The sequence below is a fragment of the uncultured Rothia sp. genome (genome assembly GCF_963544205.1).
Taxonomy (GTDB): domain Bacteria; phylum Actinomycetota; class Actinomycetes; order Actinomycetales; family Micrococcaceae; genus Rothia.
Genome location: NZ_CAUUDY010000001.1, coordinates 1 through 22,591, shown reverse-complemented (window position 1 = coordinate 22,591; position 22,591 = coordinate 1). Strand labels below are relative to the sequence as shown.

The 22,591-nt window shown below is 60.2% G+C and carries 15 protein-coding genes and 3 tRNA genes; 9 read left to right on the top strand and 9 right to left on the bottom strand.

Annotated elements, in window-relative coordinates:
* Positions 1-25: 25 nt before the first annotated feature.
* A complete protein-coding gene (locus tag RWZ58_RS00090) occupies positions 26-1,615 on the top strand; it encodes an MFS transporter (protein WP_314656594.1) in 1,590 nt (529 codons plus the stop codon).
* A gap of 165 nt (positions 1,616-1,780) precedes the next feature.
* Here RWZ58_RS00090 and RWZ58_RS00085 read toward each other — a convergent pair whose 3' ends face one another.
* From RWZ58_RS00085 to bcp, 8 genes are all read right to left on the bottom strand, one after another.
* Positions 1,781-2,428, bottom strand: coding sequence for an MBL fold metallo-hydrolase (locus tag RWZ58_RS00085; protein WP_303971901.1), 648 nt, complete (start codon positions 2,426-2,428; stop codon positions 1,781-1,783).
* 9 nt (positions 2,429-2,437) lie between these two features.
* On the bottom strand, positions 2,438-3,529 hold the full coding sequence (locus RWZ58_RS00080) for an S-(hydroxymethyl)mycothiol dehydrogenase (protein WP_314656592.1): 1,092 nt from the start codon (positions 3,527-3,529) through the stop codon (positions 2,438-2,440).
* A gap of 181 nt (positions 3,530-3,710) precedes the next feature.
* Positions 3,711-4,760, bottom strand: coding sequence for an alpha/beta hydrolase (locus RWZ58_RS00075; protein WP_314656590.1), 1,050 nt, complete (start codon positions 4,758-4,760; stop codon positions 3,711-3,713).
* A 100-nt stretch (positions 4,761-4,860) separates the two neighbouring features.
* Positions 4,861-6,252: a YihY/virulence factor BrkB family protein gene (locus RWZ58_RS00070; RefSeq protein WP_314656588.1), complete on the bottom strand. Its 1,392-nt coding sequence runs from the start codon at positions 6,250-6,252 to the stop codon at positions 4,861-4,863.
* A 262-nt stretch (positions 6,253-6,514) separates the two neighbouring features.
* Positions 6,515-7,996, bottom strand: coding sequence for a malate:quinone oxidoreductase (locus RWZ58_RS00065; RefSeq protein ID WP_298699134.1), 1,482 nt, complete (start codon positions 7,994-7,996; stop codon positions 6,515-6,517).
* Between the two features lie 210 nt (positions 7,997-8,206).
* Positions 8,207-10,348 (bottom strand): ABC transporter substrate-binding protein, encoded by a 2,142-nt coding sequence (locus RWZ58_RS00060; RefSeq protein WP_314656586.1) that lies wholly within the window; start codon positions 10,346-10,348, stop codon positions 8,207-8,209.
* 150 nt (positions 10,349-10,498) lie between these two features.
* Positions 10,499-10,580 (bottom strand) — tRNA-Leu (locus tag RWZ58_RS00055).
* A 187-nt stretch (positions 10,581-10,767) separates the two neighbouring features.
* On the bottom strand, positions 10,768-11,244 hold the full coding sequence (gene bcp / locus RWZ58_RS00050; RefSeq protein WP_049346478.1) for a thioredoxin-dependent thiol peroxidase: 477 nt from the start codon (positions 11,242-11,244) through the stop codon (positions 10,768-10,770).
* A gap of 186 nt (positions 11,245-11,430) precedes the next feature.
* Here bcp and RWZ58_RS00045 point away from each other — a divergent pair.
* A tRNA-Lys gene (locus tag RWZ58_RS00045) sits at positions 11,431-11,503 on the top strand.
* A 627-nt stretch (positions 11,504-12,130) separates the two neighbouring features.
* On the opposite strand, the gene RWZ58_RS00040 is transcribed toward RWZ58_RS00045, so the two are convergent.
* Positions 12,131-12,670, bottom strand: a complete 540-nt coding sequence (locus RWZ58_RS00040; protein WP_314656584.1) for a hypothetical protein — start codon at positions 12,668-12,670, stop codon at positions 12,131-12,133.
* Positions 12,671-13,133: 463 nt separating this feature from the next.
* Between RWZ58_RS00040 and RWZ58_RS00035 the strand changes: the two genes are divergently transcribed.
* The 7 genes from RWZ58_RS00035 to RWZ58_RS00005 all read left to right on the top strand — a co-directional run.
* Complete coding sequence (locus RWZ58_RS00035) at positions 13,134-14,936, top strand: acetolactate synthase large subunit (protein ID WP_314656582.1); 1,803 nt, start codon at positions 13,134-13,136, stop codon at positions 14,934-14,936.
* Positions 14,936-15,436: an acetolactate synthase small subunit gene (gene ilvN, locus RWZ58_RS00030; protein ID WP_005505523.1), complete on the top strand. Its 501-nt coding sequence runs from the start codon at positions 14,936-14,938 to the stop codon at positions 15,434-15,436. The genes RWZ58_RS00035 and ilvN overlap by 1 nt, the downstream gene beginning before the upstream one ends.
* 309 nt (positions 15,437-15,745) lie before the next feature.
* A complete protein-coding gene (gene ilvC, locus RWZ58_RS00025; protein WP_314656580.1) occupies positions 15,746-16,774 on the top strand; it encodes a ketol-acid reductoisomerase in 1,029 nt (342 codons plus the stop codon).
* A gap of 213 nt (positions 16,775-16,987) precedes the next feature.
* A tRNA-Lys gene (locus RWZ58_RS00020) sits at positions 16,988-17,060 on the top strand.
* Positions 17,061-17,586: 526 nt separating this feature from the next.
* Positions 17,587-19,131: a methionine--tRNA ligase gene (gene metG, locus RWZ58_RS00015; RefSeq protein ID WP_314656578.1), complete on the top strand. Its 1,545-nt coding sequence runs from the start codon at positions 17,587-17,589 to the stop codon at positions 19,129-19,131.
* A gap of 313 nt (positions 19,132-19,444) precedes the next feature.
* Positions 19,445-20,212 (top strand): ABC transporter ATP-binding protein, encoded by a 768-nt coding sequence (locus RWZ58_RS00010; RefSeq protein WP_314656576.1) that lies wholly within the window; start codon positions 19,445-19,447, stop codon positions 20,210-20,212.
* 3 nt (positions 20,213-20,215) lie between these two features.
* The coding region (locus RWZ58_RS00005) for an FtsX-like permease family protein (protein ID WP_314656574.1) at positions 20,216-22,591 on the top strand (2,376 nt) is incomplete at its 3' end.

The window sequence follows — 22,591 nt, the reverse complement described above, 5'->3', positions numbered from 1 at the left end:
CGGCGGCTTATTCGTGAAAGAGATGATGACCTCGACACCTCAGGATAGGGACCCGAATTCAACGTATCGTGTGGAACCTTCGGCTGATGCGCACACTGGCGCATCCGCGCCGGAGGTTCCTCCGCGCACCATGAAGGTGAGCCCCGCCTCCGATGCGCTGAATAAAATGCGTGCTTCGGGCACGGGTATTCCGACGGTTCCGGGCACCTCCCTGACGGATGTGGTGCGCAACAACGAGCACGTGTTGCAGGAGTTGCCGCCCCGCCCGATTCCGGCTGCGGATGAGATTAATACGAACGCGTCGGTGCCGGATATTTTGCGTCAGCATTGGGCGTTGTTCCTGCGCAACGGTAAGGAGCAGCGTCGTCACCTGTATGCGGTGCTTCGTGCTGAGGGTTTTGCCCGTAGTGTGTTGACGATTCTGTTCCACATTCCGGCGGCTTCTTCGGCGTTTGCGCTGTATATTCTGTTGGCGAGCCACCTGGGTAGTGTGCATGATGGCGGCTATGCGGTGGCGGCGTTTACCGGCGCGTATTCGGTGCAGATTATGCTCGGCCCGATGCTGGTTCGTGCCCTGGGCTTGAGGTCGCTGCTGGCGATTACGTCGCTCCTGAATATTGCCGCGGTGCTGAACATGCTGGTGATTGGTTGGCGTCTGACGGTTGACCCGAATAACGTGAGTACGACCTACCATGCGTTGTCCTGTGTGGCGATGGGTTTCACGACCCCGCCGTGGACTCCGTTTGCGCTTGAGTCGCTGTATCGCCGTAATTATCAGTACAGTGATGTTCGCTTGTCGACTGCGGTTTCGTGGGGTACTACGGCGAATATGTCGATGCACCCGCTGGCTGCTCTGCTGGTGTGGCTGGGCGATGCGTACATCACCCCGAATAATGAGTATGCGGGCTTCTGGATCACGATTATTCTGGATGCGCTGCTGTTCATTGTGGTGCTGGCTGCGCCGAGGTTGCTGCCGGATATTTCGCGTATTCGTATGGCTCCGCCGCAGAACCTGGTGCGTCCGAGCCGTCAGACGGTGGTGCTGATCCTTGGCCTGGTTCTGCTGGGCGCTTGCATGGGTTCGGTTGGCTCTGGTTTGCTGGGCTTCTCGCTGATTCACGGTTCGATGAACCTGTTCATGGCGATGGTTGCGACCGGTACCGGCGCGCTCGTGGTGGTGGCTTTCCCGGTGGTTCTGGGTGGCCGCTCGGTGAACCCGTGGCACGGCTGGCTGGCGAGTGGCGTTCTGCTGATTATGGCGGCGCTGTATTTGCCGGCGAGCGATGATACGTCCACGATTTTCTATGCGTTGGTGCTGTGTGGCGCGGTGCTGGGTGTGGCGTTTGGCGGCCATGAGCTGTGGCTGAACCGTTCTCTGAAGCATATTCCTGATGCGCAGGCGAGCTTCTTTACCCGTTCGATGCTGGGTATTGGTCTTGCGATGGGTAGTATGTGGGGCGGCTATATGGGCGATGCTCCGTATTACCGTAATGCGTTTATGGTGCCGGTGATTATTGCGACGCTGTATTTTGCGTTGGGCCATTTGTACGGCTATTTGTGGCGTTCTGAGCATGAGGAGCAGCTGACTCCTTTGTCTGAGACGGCGCGCGGCTAATTCTGCACATGGCTAATTCGGCGCGCGGCTCGACCGCACGCATCTGAGCTTGAGCGTTGCGAGCGCATACTAAAGGCGGATGCCCCGCCACCTTCTGTGGGTGGTGGGGCATCCGCCTTTTGTGTACCGTGCTCGGCTGTTGCGCCTCAGCGTGAGGCTACAGGTTTAGTGACCGCGCTTGATCCATGCGGGAAGCTCGGGCGCCTCCAGGCCGATGCCGGTGCTGTCGCCGTGGCCGGTGAGGACCGCGGTGGACTCGGGCAGGGTCAGCAGGCGGGTCGAGATTGACTCGATGATGGTGTCGAAGTCGCTGTAGGAGCGTCCGGTTGCGCCGGGGCCGCCGTTGAAGAGGGTGTCGCCGGAGAAGACGACGCCTTCGCTGTTCTCCCAGCTGAGGGTGGGTGCGTAGAAGCACACGGAGCCGGGGGAGTGGCCGGGGGTAGCGAGGACGGTCAGCTCGGTCTCGCCGATGCGCAGCACGTCGCCGTCAGCGAGTTCGTGGTCGAAGTCCCAGGAGGGGTACACCATTTCCCAGAGCACACGGTCTGCGGGGTTCAGGTAGACGGGTGCGCCGAAGCGTTCTGCCGCCTCCTTGGCGCTGCGGATGTGGTCGTCGTGGGCGTGGGTCAGCAGGATCTTCTCCACGGTGCGGCCTGCGACGGTGCGGGAGATCTTGTCGACGTCGTGGGCGGGGTCAATGATGATCACGGAGGAGTCATTGCCGATAATCCAGACGTTGTTGTCGACGTCCCAACAGCCGCCGTCCAGCGAGAAGGTGCCGGAGGTGACGACTCGTTCAATACGTTCGCTCACGCTACGCTCCTAGAGTTCCACGACCGAGCGCAGCACGCGGCCGGTCTTCATGGTTTCGAATGCTTCGTTGACGTCTTCGAGGGTGATGCGCTCGGAGACGAAGCCGTCCAGGTCGAGGCGGCCGAGCAGGTACTGGTCCACGAATTCGGGGAAGTCGCGGGAGGGCAGGGTGTCGCCGTACCATGCGCTCTTGATGGAGCCGCCGCGGCCGAACACCTCATCCAGAGGGATGTCCCAGGTGGTGCCGGGTGCGGGCACGCCGACGAGGACGACGCGGCCAGCCAGGTCGCGTGCCTCGAATGCCTGCTTGAAGGTGGGGGCGATGCCGACAGCGTCGATGACGAGGTCTGCACCGAAGCCGCCGGTGAGTTCCTTGATGGCCTCGACGGGGTCGACCTTGGAGGAGTTCACGGTGTGGGTTGCGCCGTGCTCGCGTGCGCGTGCCAGCTTATCCTCGTCGATGTCGACGGCGATGATGGTGGTTGCGCCACCGAGCTGTGCGCCCGCAATTGCTGCGGTGCCGACGCCGCCGCAACCGATGACTGCGACGGACTCGCCGCGCTTGAGTTCACCGGTGTTCAGCACAGCGCCCAGACCTGCGGTGACGCCGCAGCCGAGCAGGCCGATTGCTGCGTACTGTTCGGGGCTGATGTCAGCGGTGATCTTGGTGCACTGACCTGCTGCGACGAGGGTCTTCTCCGCGAAGGAGCCGATACCCAGCGCGGGGGTGAGCTCGGTGCCGTCCTCGAGGGTCATCTTCTGGGTTGCGTTGTGGGTTGCGAAGCAGTACTGCGGCTGGCCCTTGCGGCATGCGCGGCATTCGCCGCAGACGGCACGCCAGTTGAGGATGACCAGGTCGCCGGGGGCGATGTCGGTGACGTCATCGCCGACAGCCTCTACGATACCTGCGGACTCGTGGCCGAGCAGGTAGGGGAAGTCCTGACCGACGCCGCCGGTGACGTAGTGGTGGTCGGTCTGGCAGACACCGCAGGTGAGGACCTTGACGAGTGCTTCGCCCTTGCCGGGGTCGGGTACGTTGATGGTGGTGACGGTGACGGGCGCGTCCTGGGCGAGGGCTACGACAGCCTTAACCTTGTGCATGGTGCTCCTTTGCTAAGGCGCGGCTGAGGTTCAACCGCAGATAAAGGTTTTTTGATACGTTCCCATTCTAAGAGCTAAGGCATACCTGATGCACCCCGGGGTTGAGCGTGAAGCCCCCAGGTGAATGTGACGTTTTATGACGTTGTCTCTTTTTCGCCCGGATATCGTAGCCTGCGGCTACTTACTCTGCCGCCTCCACTTCGGCCGCAAAGGTGAGCGCACCGCGTCGGAACGCACCCGAGGTCAGGGCATTCACGTGATCGCGGCCGGGCAGGGAGATGAAACGGTTGAGCGGGTTGTCCTCGCGCACCATGTCGTAGAGTTCCGCCCCGTCGGCGGCGATGGTGTCCGCGTCGCCGAGCACGACCGCAACGGGTGCGTGTGGATGCGCGCCCGGGTGACCCGCAGGTAGGTCGGGGGATCCGGCACGCAGCGCGGGCACGTCGAAGAACGGGCCGAAGGGAATCCGTACGAACTTCAGCAGCGCGTCGGGCTGAACGGGGGAGTTGTCAATAATCGAGGTGAAGGAGGCAATCGCCTCGTCGGTGGAGTCCGCCGCCGGGGTTTCACCATCCGCCGTGACGCTGGTGCCCTCGTGCGCTTCGAGCATGGCGCGCAGGGTGATGAGGTGGTCGTGTAGGGGCAGGCCGCCCAGGGTGAGGGATGCGACCGCCTCCGGGTGGGTGAGGGCGAGTTCCCAGCCGACGCGGGCGCCGAAGGAGAAACCGATAACGTGCGCGCGGGGCTCCAGTTCAACGCCGAGGTCGTTCTCGGTGGCGACGGTGCGCAGTAGCTGGGCGAGCAGATTGGTGAACAGGTGCATGGGGGTCAGCGGCTGACCAGCAGCATCGACAGGGGACACCGAATCGAACGGAATTGTGCGGCTGCGCACGCCCGTGTTGTTGGGGAGCTTGCAGTCGATGGCGTGCATGGATTCGGGGTCTTTGAGGTATTCGTCTGAGTGGTAGGGCAGGGTAACAATCAGCACGGGGTATCCGGCGCGCAGGTATTGGCGAATCCAGCTGGTGCCCCCGTAGAGCTGTTCGCCGCGGGTGGCGAAGCCGTGAATCATGAGGGCGGGGACGCGGCTTTTGAGTTGCTGCGGCTGGTAGAGGGTGTACTCGAGGTCGGGGAGAACGACGGCGGATGCTGCGGCATCGGGCGCATCAACATTGGGTGTAGCGGCGTTGGGTACAGCAAAGGGCGCGGGAGAGAATTCTGCACTGGTCATATGTCTATCTTAGTGACCAGCGCAGGGTTTCTGTCCCGCGCCCTTTTCTATCTCGCGCCCTTGATGTGTTGAGGCGGTACGCGCTCAGCTGAGCTGCCGCTTAGTTCTTCTGTGCCGCACCGGTTGAGTTATCGGTGCCCAGGTCGAAGAGCGCCTCCTGCTGAGGTTCAGCCTTTGCGCTCGCTTCTGCCTTCGCCGCGGTTGCCTCAGAAGCCTGAGTTTCGGCGGCATCGGCCTTAGCCTGCTTCTGCTGCAGCTGTTCCTTACCGTTTTCGATGCGTTCCTTACCGTCGGCAATGAACGTGCGAATCATGGTGGTGTTGGTGTCCACCGCCTTCTGCACGCGAGCGGCAATGGAGGGGCCCTTCGGCTTGGGGAGCATGTCCTGGCCTGCCGCCTGCTGCTGTAGTTCGCGTCCGGCGGACATGAGGCGTTCGCTCTGTTCTTTCATCGCACGGGATGCGGTGGTGCTGCGCGGCTGAACCTTCAGGTGTCCGTGGTCGTCTTCGCCGGCGAGTACCTGGCGCATGAGCATGATTTCTGCGTCCAGGTGCGCGCCGAAGAGGAGCATATTGTTCATGATCCAGATGAACAGCAGCATCACAATCACACCACCAATGAGGCCGTAGGTGGCGTTGTACTTGCTGAAGTTGTTGGCGTAGAGGGTGAAGCCGAAACCGCCCAGGCCCATGCCGAAGAGTGCCAGCGCCGCACCGGGGGAGAGCTTCCACTGTTTGAAGCGGCGCACGTTCGGGGTTGCGGCGTACAGCAGGGTGATGAGCCCGATTGCCATGAACAGGATGAGGACCCAGCGGCCGTTCAGCCAGATGAGCTTGATGAGCTCCATATCGACGGTTTCGGGTACATACTGACCGACCATGTCCAGGACGGTTACGCCCAGCAGCATCATGAGCATCATGAGTACCACGAGGATGATGAGCACGGTGGTGACGAAGACGTTCAGCGGCTTGAGGATCCAGCCGGGGCGGCCTTCACGCACGTTGTAGACCGTGTTGAGAGCTCGACCGAAGGATCCGGTGTACCCGGAGGCGGACCAGATCGCACTGAGGATACCGGTCAACAGCACCAGTCCTGCGCCATGGTCGCCGGTAATCTGCTTGATGGGGTCTTCCATAATGGCGTACATCTGGGCGGGCGCGTTGTCCTTGAGGAAGGCGAGGATGACGGCGGCGCTTTCCTCACCGTGACCGAATACGCCCAGTAGGGAGACGATCGCCAGCAGGGCGGGGAAGATGGACAGCACGGTGAAGTAGGTGAGTGCTGCCGCCATGTCGGTGCCGCCGTTTGCGCCGAATTTGTAGATGGCACGGCGCAGGATGTAGAGGATGCTTCCCTTGGGGAAGTCGCGCAGTTTCACGCTTGCGTACTTGGGGGCCGCGGGCTTCTTCTTACGGGAGAAGAGTCCGCGTCGAGCTCCGGCGGGTACCTGGGTTGAGGAGGTGTCCGTGGAAGAGCCGGTGTGTGCAACCAATGGGGCTCCTTGAATGAGTGGGGTGTACACAGTGGTGCGCCTATGAGCTTCAGCGTGTGGGCGCACAGAAGGGGCGAGGAGAACAATGAGCTGTCCTTCCCGCCCCTGCGGTGACATTATAGGGTTTTCTAACCCTCCCGCATTTTTCTGCGAGTGCAGATAGCTGACCTGTCGGTCAGTTAGAGAGGGTAACCGCCCCGAAAAGCCTCAAAAAAGGCTTGTCAGCTAGGGTATAAAGCTACCTGCTGAGCCTAACTGAAAACTAGTTGTGAATACCCAGAACCTTAGCGGTGTGAGCCATCAGCTCATCAGCCAGATCCGGGTTGTCGTTGAGCTTCACGCCGTAACCGGGGATGAGCTCCTTCAGGCGAGGCTCCCAGCCGGACATCTTGGCGGGGAAGCACTGCTTGAGCAGGTTCAGCATAATCGGAGCCGCAGTAGAAGCACCGGGGGATGCGCCCAGCAGAGCCGCGATAGAGCCGTCCGCTGCGGAGACAACCTCGGTACCGAACTGCAGGATGCCGCCCTTCTTCGCGTCCTTCTTCATGATCTGGACGCGCTGACCAGCCTCGATGAGCTCCCACTCGCCGCCGTCAGCCTCGGGGTAGTACTGGTGCAGGGTCTCCAGGCGAGCGTTCTTGTCCTTGACCAGCTCGGAGAGCAGGTACTTGACCAGGGAGAAGTTATCCAGACCTGCACGGGTCATGGGGTATAGGTTGTGCAGGCGCAGGGACTTCGGCAAATCCAGTACGGAACCCTGCTTCAAGAAGTTTGTCTTGAAACCGGCGTAGGGTCCGAAGAGCAGAGCACGCTTGCCGTCCACGTAGCGGGTGTCCAGGTGGGGAACAGACATGGGAGGTGCACCCACCGAAGCCTGACCGTACACCTTAGCGTTGTGCTGGTTTGCGGTTGCCTCGTGGGTGTTGCGCAGGAACAGACCGGAGACGGGGAAGCCGCCGTAGCCCTTACCCTCTTCAATGCCGGACTTCTGCAACAGGTGCAGGGCGCCACCGCCGGCACCGAGGAACACGAACTTCGCGTTGATGCTCAGAGGCTCATCCTTGTTGATGCGGTTAATCGCCTCAACCTGCCAGGAACCGTTCGACTCGCGGTTCAGGTTGGTGACCTGGTAGCCGTAGCGAACCTCAACACCCTTGGTCTGCAGGTAATCGACCAGCTGCTCGGTGAGGGAGCCGAAGTTCACGTCGGTACCTTCGGGGGACCAGGTTGCAGCCATCGACTCGTTACCCTTGCGGCCCTTGACGGTCAGCGGTGCCCATTCGCCAATCTTCTCGCGGTCATTGGAGAACTGCATACGCTCGAAGAGCTTCTCCTTGCGGAAAGAATCGTAGCGCGCAGCCAGGTACTTGGAGTGGTCTTCGCCGAAGACCAGGGACATGTGGGGGACCGGGTTGATGAAGCTGGTGTCAGTCAGAATATTCTTCTCAGTCAGGGAAGCCCAGAATTGGCGGGAAACCTGGAACTGCTCGTTAATATTCAGCGCCTTAGCTGCCGAGACGGTGCCGTCGGGGCCAGCGGGTGCGTAGTTGAGTTCGCATAGCGCCGAGTGGCCGGTACCTGCGTTATTCCAGGGGTTGGAGGATTCCTGAGCAACCTTGTCGAGGCGTTCGAGCAGGATAATATTCCAGGTCGGTTCGAGCTCCTTGAGGAACACGCCGAGGGTGGCGCTCATGATGCCGCCGCCGACCAGGACGACGTCGGTTCGTTCAGTACGTGCTACCACTGAATTCTCCCTTAGGGGTGCGGGTGCCCGGCCTGGGCACAATGACTGTGGGGTACATCATCTAGCCTACTCCTTTTAGCGGGGTTGGCATAGCTAGAATCAGCAAATAACAGGAGAGTGTTGCAGTTCACATGTTAGCTTCCCTGGAAGGTAAAAACCCTCCAGGGCACGCCAAACACACACGCAACGCAACACTCAAACCTGAACTGCCTACAACTTACGTAGCTTACCGAACAGCTCAATCGCATTCTGCTCCGTCTGATAGCCCTGAACCTCACGGCTCACCGCCACCTTAGACGTCACATTCAGCAACGGAACCGCCGGCATGAACTGACCCAACTGAGACACAACCTTCGCATACAACTCGCGCTGCGAATCCACCGAATCGGCAGAGTCCGCGGTACGAATCGCCTCCAAAATCTCAGTAAAACGAGGCGACGGCGCCACCGCCACAGCAGTAGGCGACGGCGAAGGCGACGCCGACGGGCTCGGCGAAGCAGAAGCAGAAGCCTCCTCCTCAGGCATCAACGGGTCCGGCGAATAACTCGGCTGCTGGCTCGGAGTCGCAGAAATCCGCACATTCGAATTCGCACCACCCGACGACGGCACATCAGAACTCTTCTTCGTCAAACCAGTCGTCATATCTGCCGGCGCGTTAGCAATCAACGAACGCACCTGATGCTCAGCAATCAGCGGCGCCAACACCGGACCAAAGAACGCATACGGGTCACGGTACATGCCGTAGAAACCCGCCAACGTAATACCGCGCTCAGAAGAAACCTCACGGCTCTTCGACAGATACTCAGACCACGGCAGAGGCACAGGCTTAATATTCAGGCCCACCTCAATCAGCGAAGCCACCATCTCCGAATACACCTTCTGCGGAGTATCCATCCACGGCAGAGACACATCGGCAGGGTAGTAGCACTCAATCACCTGATTGTCGTACCCAGCAGTCGCCAACAGCGAGCGCGCCATATCCTGATTGCGCTCCGTGTAATCCTTCGCATCATCAGCCTTAATGCGGAACGACGGCGAAATCAGCGTCTGCGCATCCGAGGTGCCCTGCGGATAATACTGACGTAGTGCACCGCGATCCACAGCATGCGAAATAGCTCGACGCACCGAAATATTCTTCAACACCGGATGCGCCGTATTCAGGCTCAAATACACCAGCGAGAACGGGTCACGGCCCGGCGTCTGATAGCCATCACGCGCCAACTGACCCAGATCAGAAGAATTCACCTGATCACACGCATCAATGTGACCCTCCATCAGCGCAAAATAACGCTTATCCGACGATGTGAGGGTCGAAATCTGAATCTCATCCAGCTCAGGTGCCTGACCATCAAAATGGGTATTCTTCAGCAAGCGAACCGTGCCGGCCTCGAACGACTCCACACGGAACGCACCCGTACCCACCGGGTTACCCGTCAGCTTCTGATCAGAACCAAAAAGTGACGGGTCAATAATGCCGAACGCCTGCTGCGTCAAAATACGCGGGAACGCCAGCGAAGGACGCGACAGCGTCACCACCACAGAGTTATCCTTCGCCACCACCGACGACACCAGCGGCAAGAACGACTGCACCGCAGACGACCTAACGGCATCCGCCTTCGGCGCATTCTTATCACCCGGCTGAGCCGGTTCAGAAGCTACCGCAGAAGCACTAGCCGAGGCGGTAGCCGACGGGGTAGCGGACGCACTCGCAGAAGCACCCGGAGTAGCAGCACCCGACGGCGACGCCTGAACAGGCGCAGGCTCCACCGCCGACGGATCAGACGAACCCGGCTTCGGTACACCAAAACCCCACGCAAACAACGGCTGAGCAGGCACCGCCAAAGCAGCAGTACCCTCACCCGTAGCCAGCGCCTGCCACCTCTGGAAATTCTGCACCACAGCAGCCGCAGTCAACGCAACGCCACTACTAAAATGCACATCACGCAACACAAATGTATGCGTCAAACGGTCATCAGAAACCGTCCACGCACTACACAAAGAATCCTGAACCTCAGGATCACCCGTGTAATGATTCGCCACCAACAACGTCTGCAAAACCTGCGCCGTCACCTGATACGTACTCGCCACAGGAAACAACGCCGGATCCAAGCCCAACGGAGCAGCACCCTGCGCAAAACGGAACACACGACGCGCATCAGCAGACGACGCGCTCGCACCCGCCGAAGAACCAGCAGAAGACTGACCAGAACACGCAGAAAGCGCCAAACCAGCACTAAAAAGCGCGCCAAAACGCAAAACGGTACGTCGACTCAAGCCACTCGAGCCAGCAGTGGCTCGCAGCAGCGCATCAGAATTGCCAACAGCTGACGATGCATGAGGCTGATGCTGCACGGGAGGGTCCTCTCTTCCGTCGCGGATGCTTATCTCTCAGGATAGCGGTTCAACACCCATCCGGGCGAGACATCCCACACGGGCAAGATACATGCAAGAGGACCCGCCGCCACGACAACCGTGACGGCGGGTCCAATGTAAATGTGTGTGTGCGCGAGGGGGGACTTGAACCCCCACGCCGTAAGGCACAGGAACCTAAATCCTGCGTGTCTGCCAATTTCACCACTCGCGCGCAGTGTCACCCCACATCCGAAGATGCATGCGTCTGAGGCAACAAAAAATTAGTGTACACGAGGAATCAGGGTTCGCCAAGCCTTAAAAGAAGCCCCCATAGGGCAAAAAGCCCGCAAACACGCCGAACAGCAACCCCAAGCGGAGTCGCCGCCAACCGTGCCGCTCAAGCCCCCAAAAGCACGACCCTACTTCGGGTCAATACCCAAATCACGACGCAACTTAGCCACATGACCCGTCGCACGCACGTTGTACTGAGCCACAGAAATAACGCCCTGCTCATCAATCACAAACGTCGAACGAATCAGGCCCTCATACACCTTGCCGTAATTCTTCTTCTCACCCCACGCACCATACGCCTCAGCCACCGCATGATCAGCATCAGACAGCAGCGGGAACGTCAACGACTCCTTCTCCACAAAACGGGCAATAGCCGCCGGCGAATCCGGAGAAACACCCAACACCACGTAACCCAGCGACTTCAACGACGCCAAATTATCGCGGAAATCGCACGCTTCCTTCGTGCAACCCGGAGTCGAAGCCTTCGGGTAAAAATACAAAATCACCTTGCTACCCGCATAATCACTCAGGCTATGCTCCACGCCCGACGCGTCAGAAAGGGTAAAAGCCGGCGCCGGAGTACCCGGCTCAAGACGAACACTCATCAATAACTCCTCAAAACAACAAAAACTAGGGGAGGGGCGGATGCGCCCCGCACAATACACACAGTCTAGTGTCCCACACACCCCACCCAAACAATGTGTTCAGGCTCACCCTATTTCGACTTGCGCACACCACAAAAAACCGCGTATAGTATTTTTCTGTTGCAAGGGAAACCTTGAAACAGGCAAGCGCCTCTAGCTCAATTGGCAGAGCAATTGACTCTTAATCAATGGGTTCTGGGTTCGAGTCCCAGGGGGCGCACTTCAAAGAAAATCCCGCTGATTCTTCGGAATCGGCGGGATTTTTGCGTTCCCCTTGAAATGCAGTCTTCATGGGTTGAGGAATCGGTGTTCGTCCTCGTTCCTACAGGGGCTGGGTGGGTGGGTACCTCGCTTTTCCCAAGACTACGGGGTGCGCTACATGTTTCCTCCGCGCCTACGCAGGGGCACCCGTCACCCGGACGCTCCGCCCTCTCCTCGCTCCGCATCGGAGAGCGTCCGGGCGACACCCTGAGGGCGCTTCCGGAAAACGTAGCTGCACCCCCAAGGGTTCCCGGCGGGTGCGCGGAGGTTTTGGTGGCCTCCGTAGTGTCATCAGGGTGCCCGAAGCGAAGCGAGGGCGGGTGCCCCTGTAGGAACGAGGAGGGTGCCGAACCTCGAGCTGATCCCGCCGCGGGTGGTTCGTGGTTTTGGTGTGCGCCCCGTGCCTAGCGAACTGGGGCGGGGGAGGGCTGTCGCCTTTTAGCGTGTTGCGTGGTGGTTGGTGTTTTGCGTGTGGAGCGAGGACGTTCACCGCCCCTCAAGCGTCCAGCCTGACCGGGTGTAGGCACAGGAAAGCCCGCCGCAACCCAAAAGTCACAGCGGGCAATCACCTCAAAAAGTCATATGGCTACAGGACCGGCCAAATCCGCGTCACAAACTCACGGAAATCCTCAACATCCTTACCCTGCTCCAGCAGGCCAGTACCAAGGTGAGTCGCAACCTCCACATTATCCTCAAACGACAAATAAAACGAGCTGCCATTCACCGACTCAATCGTCACCGCATCATCACCCACACGGTAAGCATGCAGCGCATTCGTATTATCAATCGTCGTAGCCGTACCCGCAGGCGTCAACGCAGGCAAATTCACCGGAGCAATAATCACCTCATCCGGCGCATCCTGATAACCCACAATAAAATGCTCCTGATTCGGGTACTGATGCAACGCCAAATCAGGATTACGGTAAACCGCACGGCCCGTCGCATACACCAAATTGTAGGCACCGTAATTAATAATCTGCTCGTCAAAAACCGGGTGCAGAACCCGAATGAGTTCCTCACCCGTCAAAAACTCGCTACTCTCAACAGAGTTACGGGGGTCAACAACCTCTGCGTACTTACTTGCTTCGGTCAGCTCATCAGCGACCGGGATGATTGGTTCGGTCATAGCTTCAGTCTACCGGGGCAACCAACGAAGGTCACGAGTATTCGCACATATTACGCGCCATGACGCCCAAAAAAATGCGAGTTTTTCTCACCTGTTCAAATGAGCACCCAAGAGTGCACGCACGCGCACAAGGTGTCCACATCATGAAAGAAAGTATCCGACTTGCGCCTTTATGAACAAAAACGACTGTGTTGCCCGACAGAGATTTGACTCACCCCCTCTCGGGGCGCACCATAGAAGGGTGAAGACAGCAATGTTCCAGCGAATTCTACGCCTTGTCGACGTCGCCTAGGGCGCGTGGCAGGGTCTATTCACTGCGACTGAGCGCCCCTACCGCTACCACCAACAGCGAGGGGCATTTTTTATAGCTTGGTACCCCCGGGCATAGGATGCGTGAGGATCACACAAACCCCACGCAGAACATTGAGTACAACGAAGAACCATTAAGACACGAGGCATTTCCATGACTATGGGATTTTCCACTTCTGATGACGCGGCAAACGCTCCCGCAGAACGCATGACCGGTTCTCAGGCAATCGTCCGCACCCTCGAAGACCTGGGTGTGACCGACGTATTCGGCCTGCCTGGTGGAGCCATTCTGCCGACCTATGACCCCCTGTACGACTCCAAGAAGGTCCGCCACATCCTGGTCCGCCACGAGCAGGGCGCAGGCCACGCCGCTCAGGGCTACGCAGTGTCCAGCGGCAAGACCGGCGTGTGCATCGCAACCTCCGGCCCCGGCGCAACCAACCTGCTGACCGCAATCGCAGACGCAAACATGGACTCCATCCCCCTGGTCGCAATCACCGGCCAGGTGTCCACCAAGCTGCTCGGCTCTGACGCGTTCCAGGAAGCTGACATCGTCGGCATGGCAATGCCCATCTCCAAGCACTCCTTCATGATCACCGACCCGCAGGACATCCCCCGCGCGCTGGCTGCAGCATTCCACATTGCATCCACCGGCCGCCCCGGCCCCGTGCTCGTGGACGTCACCAAGGACGCACAGGTCGGCATGATGGAATACCGCGGTATCCCCGAAGATCTGGAACTGCGCGGCTACACCCCCGTCACCCGCGGTCACTCCAAGCAGATTCACGAAGCTGCAAAGTTCATCACCGAGTCCAAGCGCCCCGTCTTCTACGTCGGCGGTGGCCTGGTCCGCGCAGGTGCCTCCGAAGAGTTCCACAAGCTGGCTAAGCTCATCGGCGCACCCGTCGTCACCACCCTGAACGCAATCGGTGCGTTCCCCGACTCCGACCCCCAGAACCTCGGCATGCCCGGCATGCACGGCACCGTCCCCGCCGTCGCCGCAATGCAGAAGTCTGACCTGCTCATCACCCTCGGCGCACGCTTCGACGACCGAGTCACCGGTAAGCTCGACTCTTTCGCACCCGAGGCTAAGGTCATCCACATTGACGTTGACCCGGCAGAAATCTCGAAGATCCGTTTCGCAGACGTGCCGATCGTCGGCGACCTCAAGTACGTCCTGCCTGAGCTGACCGACCTGCTCTCCACCGAGTTCGCACAGCAACTGCCGAACCTCACCGAATGGTGGAACGAGCTCAACGTCATCCGCAAGGATTACCCGCTCGGCTACGAGAAGCCCACCGACGGCCTCGGTTCCCCCGAGTACGTTCTCGAGCGCATCAGCGCCCTCACCGGCCCCGACGCATACTACGTCACCGGCGTTGGCCAGCACCAGATGTGGGGTGCACACTACATCCAGCAGGAAAGCCCCCGCCACTTCATCAGCTCCGCAGGCCTCGGCACCATGGGCTACGGCGTTCCCGCCGGCATGGGTGCAAAGGTCGCACACCCCGACTCCACCGTGTGGATCATCGACGGTGACGGCTGTTTCCAGATGACCAACCAGGAACTGGTCACCTGCGCACAGAACAACATCCCCGTCAAGGTTGCCATCATCAACAACTCCTCCCTCGGCATGGTGCGCCAGTGGCAGACTCTGTTCTACAACGAGCGCTACTCCAACACCGACCTGAAGGACGGTCACGGCACCGCACGCATCCCCGACTTCGTGAAGCTCGGCGACGCATACGGTTGCGCCACCTTCCGTTGCGAGCGCGACGAAGACGTGGACGCCACCATTAAGGCTGCCCTCGAAATCAACGACCGCCCCGTGGTCATTGACTTCACCGTCAGCCCCCACGCACTGGTCTGGCCCATGGTTCCGGCAGGCGTTTCTAATGACAAGATTTGGATTGCGAAGAACACTTCGCCCGAGTTCGATCGTGAGGGAGAGAACTAATGTCTCAGCACACTCTGTCCGTTCTGGTAGAAGATAAGCCGGGCGTTCTCACCCGAGTTTCCGGTCTGTTCTCCCGCCGCCTGTTCAACATCCTCTCCCTGGCTGTGGGCCCCACCGAAAACCCCGGTGTCTCCCGCATCACCGTCGTGACCGAGGGTGACGCTCACACCATCGAGCAGATCACCAAGCAGCTGAACAAGCTCGTCCACGTGCTGAAGGTCGTCGAGCTTCCCGCCGACTCCTCCACTCAGCGCGGCCACATCCTGATTAAGGTCAAGGCAGATGCAGTAGCACGCCTGCAGATTGTTCAGGCAGCTGACCTGTTCCGTGCATCCGTGATTGACGTTTCCCCCGAATCCGTTGTCATCGAGGCAACCGGCTCCGAGGAAAAGCTCAACGCACTGCTGGATGTTCTGGAGCCCTACGGCGTCCGCGAAATCGTTCGCGCTGGCACCATCGGCCTGGCTCGTGGCCCCCGCGCCATGAGCGAGCGCATCTAGCGCACAATACCTAACGCTACATTCCCGTAGTGTCTCTCCCGCCCGCACAAACGAAGCATAAGCATTCGCCGTGCGGGCGGGGGAGCATCAGGTACTCTCTATTTCTTTCTCCACTAGGCGCTTTCTCTACCCAAGCGCCCCAAAACCAAAGAAATAGATGCAGTACCGCATAAACTCTGCAGGTTACGAAATCTTGAGCCACAATCTGAGAAGTGCTCTCGTAAACCCGCACCCCCATAGCTTTCAAGTAGAATAGTGAATGCTGAGCCCAGCCTGGGCCGCATATCGAACTTACTGAGGAGAAGAAAAATGGCAGCAACCATTTTCTACAACGACGACGCAGACCTCTCGCTGATTCAGGGCCGCACCGTAGCAGTTATCGGCTACGGCTCCCAGGGTCACGCACACGCACTGAACCTGCGTGATTCCGGTGTGAAGGTCATCGTTGGCCTGCCCGAGGGCTCCAAGTCCCGTGCCAAGGCTGAGGCAGAAGGCCTGCGCGTTGCAACCGTCGCAGAGGCAGCAGCAGAAGCTGACGTTATCATGATCCTGACCCCGGACCAGGTCCAGGCAAAGGTCTACGCAGAGAGCATCGAGCCGAACCTCAAGCCCGGCAACGCACTGTTCTTCGCACACGGCTTCAACATCCGCTTCGGTTACATCACCGCCCCCGAGGGCGTTGACGTGGCAATGGTTGCTCCCAAGGGCCCCGGCCACACCGTCCGCCGCGAATTCGAAGCAGGCCGCGGCGTTCCCGCCCTGGTTGCAGTCGAGAAGGACGCATCCGGCGAGGCACTCGCACTGGCACTGTCCTACGCAAAGGCACTGGGCGCAACCCGTGCAGGCGTTATCAAGACCACCTTCACCGAAGAGACCGAGTCCGACCTGTTCGGTGAGCAGGCAGTTCTCTGCGGCTCCACCTCCCAGCTCGTCCAGTACGGCTTCGAGGTCCTGACCGAGGCTGGCTACCAGCCCGAGATCGCATACTTCGAGGTTCTGCACGAGATGAAGCTCATCGTCGACCTGATGATCGAGGGTGGCATCGCTAAGCAGCGTTGGTCTATCTCCGACACCGCAGAGTACGGCGACTACGTCTCCGGCCCCCGCGTGATCTCCCCCGAGGTCAAGGAAAACATGAAGGCTGTCCTGGCAGACATCCAGAACGGCAACTTCGCAAAGCGCTTCATGGAAGACCAGGCTGCAGGCGCACCCGAGTTCAAGGCACTGCGCGCAAAGGGCGAGGCACACCCCATCGAGGCAACCGGCCGCAAGCTGCGCGAGCTGTTCTCCTGGAACACCGCTGACGACGACTACACCGAAGGTTCGGTCGCTCGCTAAGCAGTAGCTCAGCAATAGCTTTCTAAAATCCGGCGCACCACCCACACCCCGCTACAGGGGAGGGGAGGCGCGCCGGATTCTTGTCTAACGAGAGCCTGCAAAAACCCCAAAACAAAGAGTGTGATGCAGTTCATGCTCACTCGAGTTGCGGGCACCCAAAGAATGCCGTATAGTATTTACTTGTTGCGAGGGAAACCCGCAAAAACAAAATAAGCGCCTCTAGCTCAATTGGCAGAGCAATTGACTCTTAATCAATGGGTTCTGGGTTCGAGTCCCAGGGGGCGCACTTCAAAGAAAATCCCGCTGATTCTTCGGAATCGGCGGGATTTTTGCGTTCCCCTGTGAATACAGTTTTGAGGGGGTATAGATATTTCCCCTTGCTCCTACAGGGGACCTGTCCTCGCAGAGCTCGGACACCCTGATGTCGCGGCGGGGAATATCTATACCCCTGTGTGTTTGTGGTTCAGGGTTCGCGGAATCCCGCCGGGTTCTGTAGGGGTGCGCGGTGGTTTCGTGTGCGCCCCGTGCCTAGCGAACTGTGGCGGGGGAGGGCTGTCGCGTTTTGGTGTGTTGCGTGGTGGCTGGGTGCTTGGGCTGGTGCGCCGTGTTTTCCGGAAGCGCCCTCAGGGTGTCACACGGACGCTCTCCGAAGCGAAGCAAGGAGGGGCGGAGCGTCCGGGTGACGGGTGCCCCTGCGTAGGCGCGGAGGAAACATTCGGCGTGGCAGCCTCCACCCGCGAACAACGAGTCACCGCGTATCAGAGTGTAACCCCGGTGAGAGCCTCGCCTAATACTGCGGTAAACTGAAAGTTATGACTGCAACTCCGTTCTACATCACCACCGCCATCTCCTACCCCAATGGCAACCCGCACATCGGCCATGCCTACGAAACCATCGCCGCCGACGTGCTAGCCCGCTTCAAGCGCCTCGACGGCTTCGACGTGCGCTTCATGACCGGCACCGACGAGCACGGCCAGAAGATGCAGACTACCGCCGAGAAGCTCGGTAAGACCGCTAAGGAACTCGCCGACGAGAACTCCGCACGTTTCAAGGCAATGAACGACGCGCTGAACATCAGCTACGACCGCTTCATCCGCACCACCGACCCCGACCACTACATCGCATCCCAGGCAATCTGGAAGCGCATGGAAGAAAACGGCGACATCTACCTCGACAAGTACGCCGGCTGGTACTCCGTCCGCGACGAAGCCTACTACGCAGAAGACGAGACCGAAGTCCGCGACGGCCAGCGCTACGCCATCGCAACCGGCACCGAGGTTGAGTGGACCGAAGAAGAGTCCTACTTCTTCCGCCTCTCCAAGTATGGCGACAAGCTCCTTGAGCTCTACGCCAACGAAGGCTACGTCTACCCCGAATCCCGCCGTAACGAACTCATCTCCTTCGTCAAGGGCGGCCTGAACGACCTGTCCATCTCCCGCACCACCTTCGACTGGGGTGTGCCCGTACCCGGCAACGACAAGCACGTCATGTACGTGTGGGTCGACGCCCTCACCAACTACCTGACCGGCCTCGGCTACCCCGACACCGACAACGAACTGTTCACCAAGTACTGGCCCGCCGACCTGCACCTCATCGGTAAGGACATCACCCGATTCCACTCCATCTACTGGCCCGCATTCCTGTGGTCCGCCGGAATCGAACTGCCCAAGCGCGTCTTCGGCCACGGCTTCCTGCTCGTCAACGGCGAGAAGATGTCTAAGTCCGTCGGTAACGTCGTCGACCCTGCAAACCTTGTTGACGCATTCGGTCTCGACGCGGTCCGCTTCTTCCTCATGCGTGAAGTGTCCTTCGGCCAGGATGGCTCCTACTCCGAAGAGTCCATCATCAACCGCATCAACTCCGATCTGGCCAACAACCTCGGTAACCTCGCCCAGCGTTCCCTGTCCATGGTCGCCAAGAACTGCGGCGGCGCAGTGCCCGAGCATGGCGAATTCACCGAGGCAGACCGTAAGATCCTCGACGAGGCCGCAGCCCTCTACGAGCCGGTTCGCGCCGACTTCGACGAGCAGGCGTTCCACCGTGCGCTCGACCGCATCTGGACCGTCCTCGCAGATACCAACGCCTACTTCGCAGAGCAGGAACCCTGGACCCTGCGCAAGAACGGCGAACTCGACCGCATGAACACCGTGCTGTACGTGACCCTCGAGGTCGTACGCCAGGTCGCCCTGCTGCTGCAGCCCGTCATGCCCGACTCGACCGCCAAGCTGCTGACCCTGCTCGGCGTACCCGAAGGCGAGTCCCGCCAGTTTGCATCCCTCGGCACCGCGCTCGTGCCCGGCACCGAATTGCCCGCACCCGCACCGGTGTTCCCCCGCTACGAGGCACCCAAGGCATAACAGTTGCTTCTGGCATAGCGAATAGCGTGAGAAAGCCCCCGGCATCCTGACCCCAGAGGGGGAGGAGCCGGGGGCTTTTCGCATGCACTATATAGAGGTATGGGCGCGGGGTAGATGTACCGGCTGAGTCGCCACTCATACTTAAGGATGAGGTCGGTACCCCTCCCAGCCCGCCTCAGACGCTTCTCCGCCCGGAGGATTAGCGATAGCCCCTGTGTCCGCAGCTCAAGACCCGGTGAACACCTACCAAAATCAACCTGGAGGATGATAAAAACACCGTAGTCAGCGCCACATTGCGTGAAATAATTGAACTATGACTACGACAATTCCTCACGCCCAGGCGGCGCAGCCTGCCGTCTCCGCACGAAACCTTTCCAAAACCTACGGCATCGGTGAAGCAACCGTCCACGCCCTCAACAACGTCTCCGTCGACTTTGAACAGGGCAAGTTCACCGCCATTATGGGCCCCTCCGGCTCGGGTAAGTCCACACTGATGCAGACCATCGCAACCCTGGACACCCCCGACCCGAACCCCACCACCTCGATCCGCATTGGTGGCGTGGAGCTCTTCGGCCTGAAGGACAACGCCCTCACCGAATTCCGCCGCGAACACATCGGCTTCATCTTCCAGGCGTTCAACCTGGTGCCCACCCTCACCGCGGGCCAGAACATTGACCTGCCCCTGGGCCTCGCCGGTAAGAAGCCCGACCCGCAGTGGCGCGACTACCTGGTCAAGACCCTCGGCCTGGAAACCCGCCTCGACCACCGCCCCGAACAGCTCTCCGGCGGTCAGCAGCAGCGCGTCGCCATCGTGCGTGCACTGCTCGCACGCCCCGAAGTGGTCTTCGCCGACGAACCGACCGGTAACCTCGACTCCAACTCCGGCGCCGAGGTGCTGCGCCTGCTGCGTGCCGCCGCAACCGACCACGCACAGACCATCCTCATGGTCACCCACGACGCAAACGCCGCCTCCTACGCAGACCGCGTAGTCTTCATCAAGGACGGCATGGTCGCCGGCGAAATGATCGAACCCACCTACGACGCCGTCCTCGGCGCAATGGCACAGCTGGAAGGTCGATAAGCCGTGGCAACCACACTGAACACGGTGGCGCGCTCCAACCTGCGCGCCTCCAAAGGAAAATACGTCCTCACGGGCATAGGCATCGCGATTTCCTCATTCTTCATCGCAGCCATTATGATGCTCACCAACTCGCTGCAGGCGACCGTCAACTCCTCCGTCGGTGACGTGCTCTCCCGCGCCGAGGCGGTCGTTGCCTCCGCCGCTACAACCTCCGACGGTCAAGACAGCACCTCTATCTACCTGACTCGTGACCAGATTCAGAAGGTGGAGCAGAGTGACCTGCTCTCCGGATACTGGGTGCAGTACGCCGTCACGGGTGCGATCGGCACCGGCGACCAGAAAACCCGCGTGCAGTACAACCAGCTGCCCGCCGACTCAAGCCTCTTCCCGTACAAGGTGCAGGGTAAAATCCCCAGTAGCGACCACGAAATCATGGTCTCCACCTACTTCGCGAAGAAGCACAACCTCTCGCTGAACGGCAAGGTCACCAGCACCGACGTTGTGGAATCCGTCAGCGCCCCCGGTACTGACAAGACCGCCGAATACACCGTCGTCGGCCTGTTCGACCCCGGCTTTGAAGGCTCCACCACCAATCAGGCTGTCTTCATTGGTGGTACCAGCCTCGGCGAAGCTGCGCTGAAGGCATCCGAGGCAGAAAACAAGAGTTCCGCGGCAGGTTACCGAAGCATGGCTGGCGCGAACCTCATCTACCTCAAGTTCAAGGACGGCGTAACCGACGCCAAGCTCAAGAGCCTGCAGGACTCCCTGAGCAGCGGTGACACCAAGAACGACCCGCGCGTGATGACCGGTCAGAAGTTGCTGGAAGACTACCAGAAGACCATCTCCACGGTCTTCACCTCCATTAGCGTGGTCCTGGGCGCCTTCGCAGCGCTGGCTCTGCTGGTCTCCTCGTTCGTCATCTCCAACACCTTCGCGGTGCTGGTCGGCCAGCGCATCCGTGAGCTCGCCCTGCTGCGCACCCTCGGTGCCCGTGGTGGCTCCCTCGTGCGGATGCTACTCATCGAATCCGTTACCGTGGGCGTGGTGTTCTCCCTCATCGGTGCACTGCTGACTTTCCCGGTCGGCGCGCTGGTTGGTGCGAACCTGACCACCATCATGATTTCGTACTCGATTACCCCGATCCTGGTGAGTGTGCTCCTCTGCACCCTCGTGACGGTTTTGGCGGCGCTCTCTCCGGCGCGTACCGCCCTGCGCATCTCGCCCATTAGCGCGATGAGCGAGCACACCAACCTTGAGGTGCGCAAGCCCGGCAAGGTCGGCCCGATCCTGGGCCTGGTCTTCGGTGCCGCAGGTATCGGCCTGGCTATGCTGGCTCAGAACCAGGGTTCCGGTGAGGGTGCCGGCAATAAGGCCATTGCCCTCATGATGGGGGCCGCGCTGCTGCTCGGTATTGCGGTCTTTCTCCTTACCCCGCTGGTGCTGCCGCCGCTGGTACGTGCCCTCGGTAAGGTCACCCGCACCCAGACCGGCAAGCTGGCGCTCGCCAACGCACTGCGTTCGCCCAAGCGCACCGTCTCCACCGGCCGCGCTGTGCTGGTGGGTACCCTGGTCGTGTCGACTGTGCTGACCGGTTACTCGGTGCTGAGCGCCTCGCTGACTAAGGCACTGGATCAGCAGTACCCGATTTCTGCGCAGGCGAAGTACAGCTCGTTTGACCAGTCCGAGGCAGCCTCCACCGTGACCAAGGCGGAGGAAATCGCCTCCAAGGTCAAGGGTATTAAGAACGTTCAGGCATCCGCCGTCGGTTACGCAGCCGGCGTGGTTGACTACACCGTCGAGTACGAGGGCCAGACCGCCAACCAGAATTCCGACCTGGTGGCGTTGAGCTCCTCCGATCTGAAGGCAATCCTGCCGGGCGAAAACTCGAACCTTGCCGATGACACCGTGCTCGTACCGCAGGGCCTCTGGAAGTCCGCTGGATTGAATGAGTCCAGCCGTCTGAAGGCACACGGTCCGCTCGGCGAAGTGGAACTCAAGCCTGTCAAGTCCGCAACCAAGCAGAACCTGCTGATCGTCAACCCTGCCACCGCCGCCAAGCTGCAGGACGCCAAGAACCCGCAGAAGGTTGCCAACCCTGCCGCTGAGGAAGCTCAGAAGCGCCTGGAAGACGCAATCGCCAGCGGTGACAAGGAAGCTCAGACGAAGGCAGCTCACCTGACCGTCACCAGCCAGGCAACCGGTAACGACACCGTCGTTCTGGTGCGCGCCGCCTCCCCGCTGACCAGTAGCGAGAACGCGGCCCTGCAGGCTGACCTGAACCGAGCCAGCCCGGACAGTTCCTTCACCGGTGGTCTGCAGGAACGTCAGACCTACGACCAGCTGCTGACCGTCATGCTGACCTTCACCCTGGTGATGCTC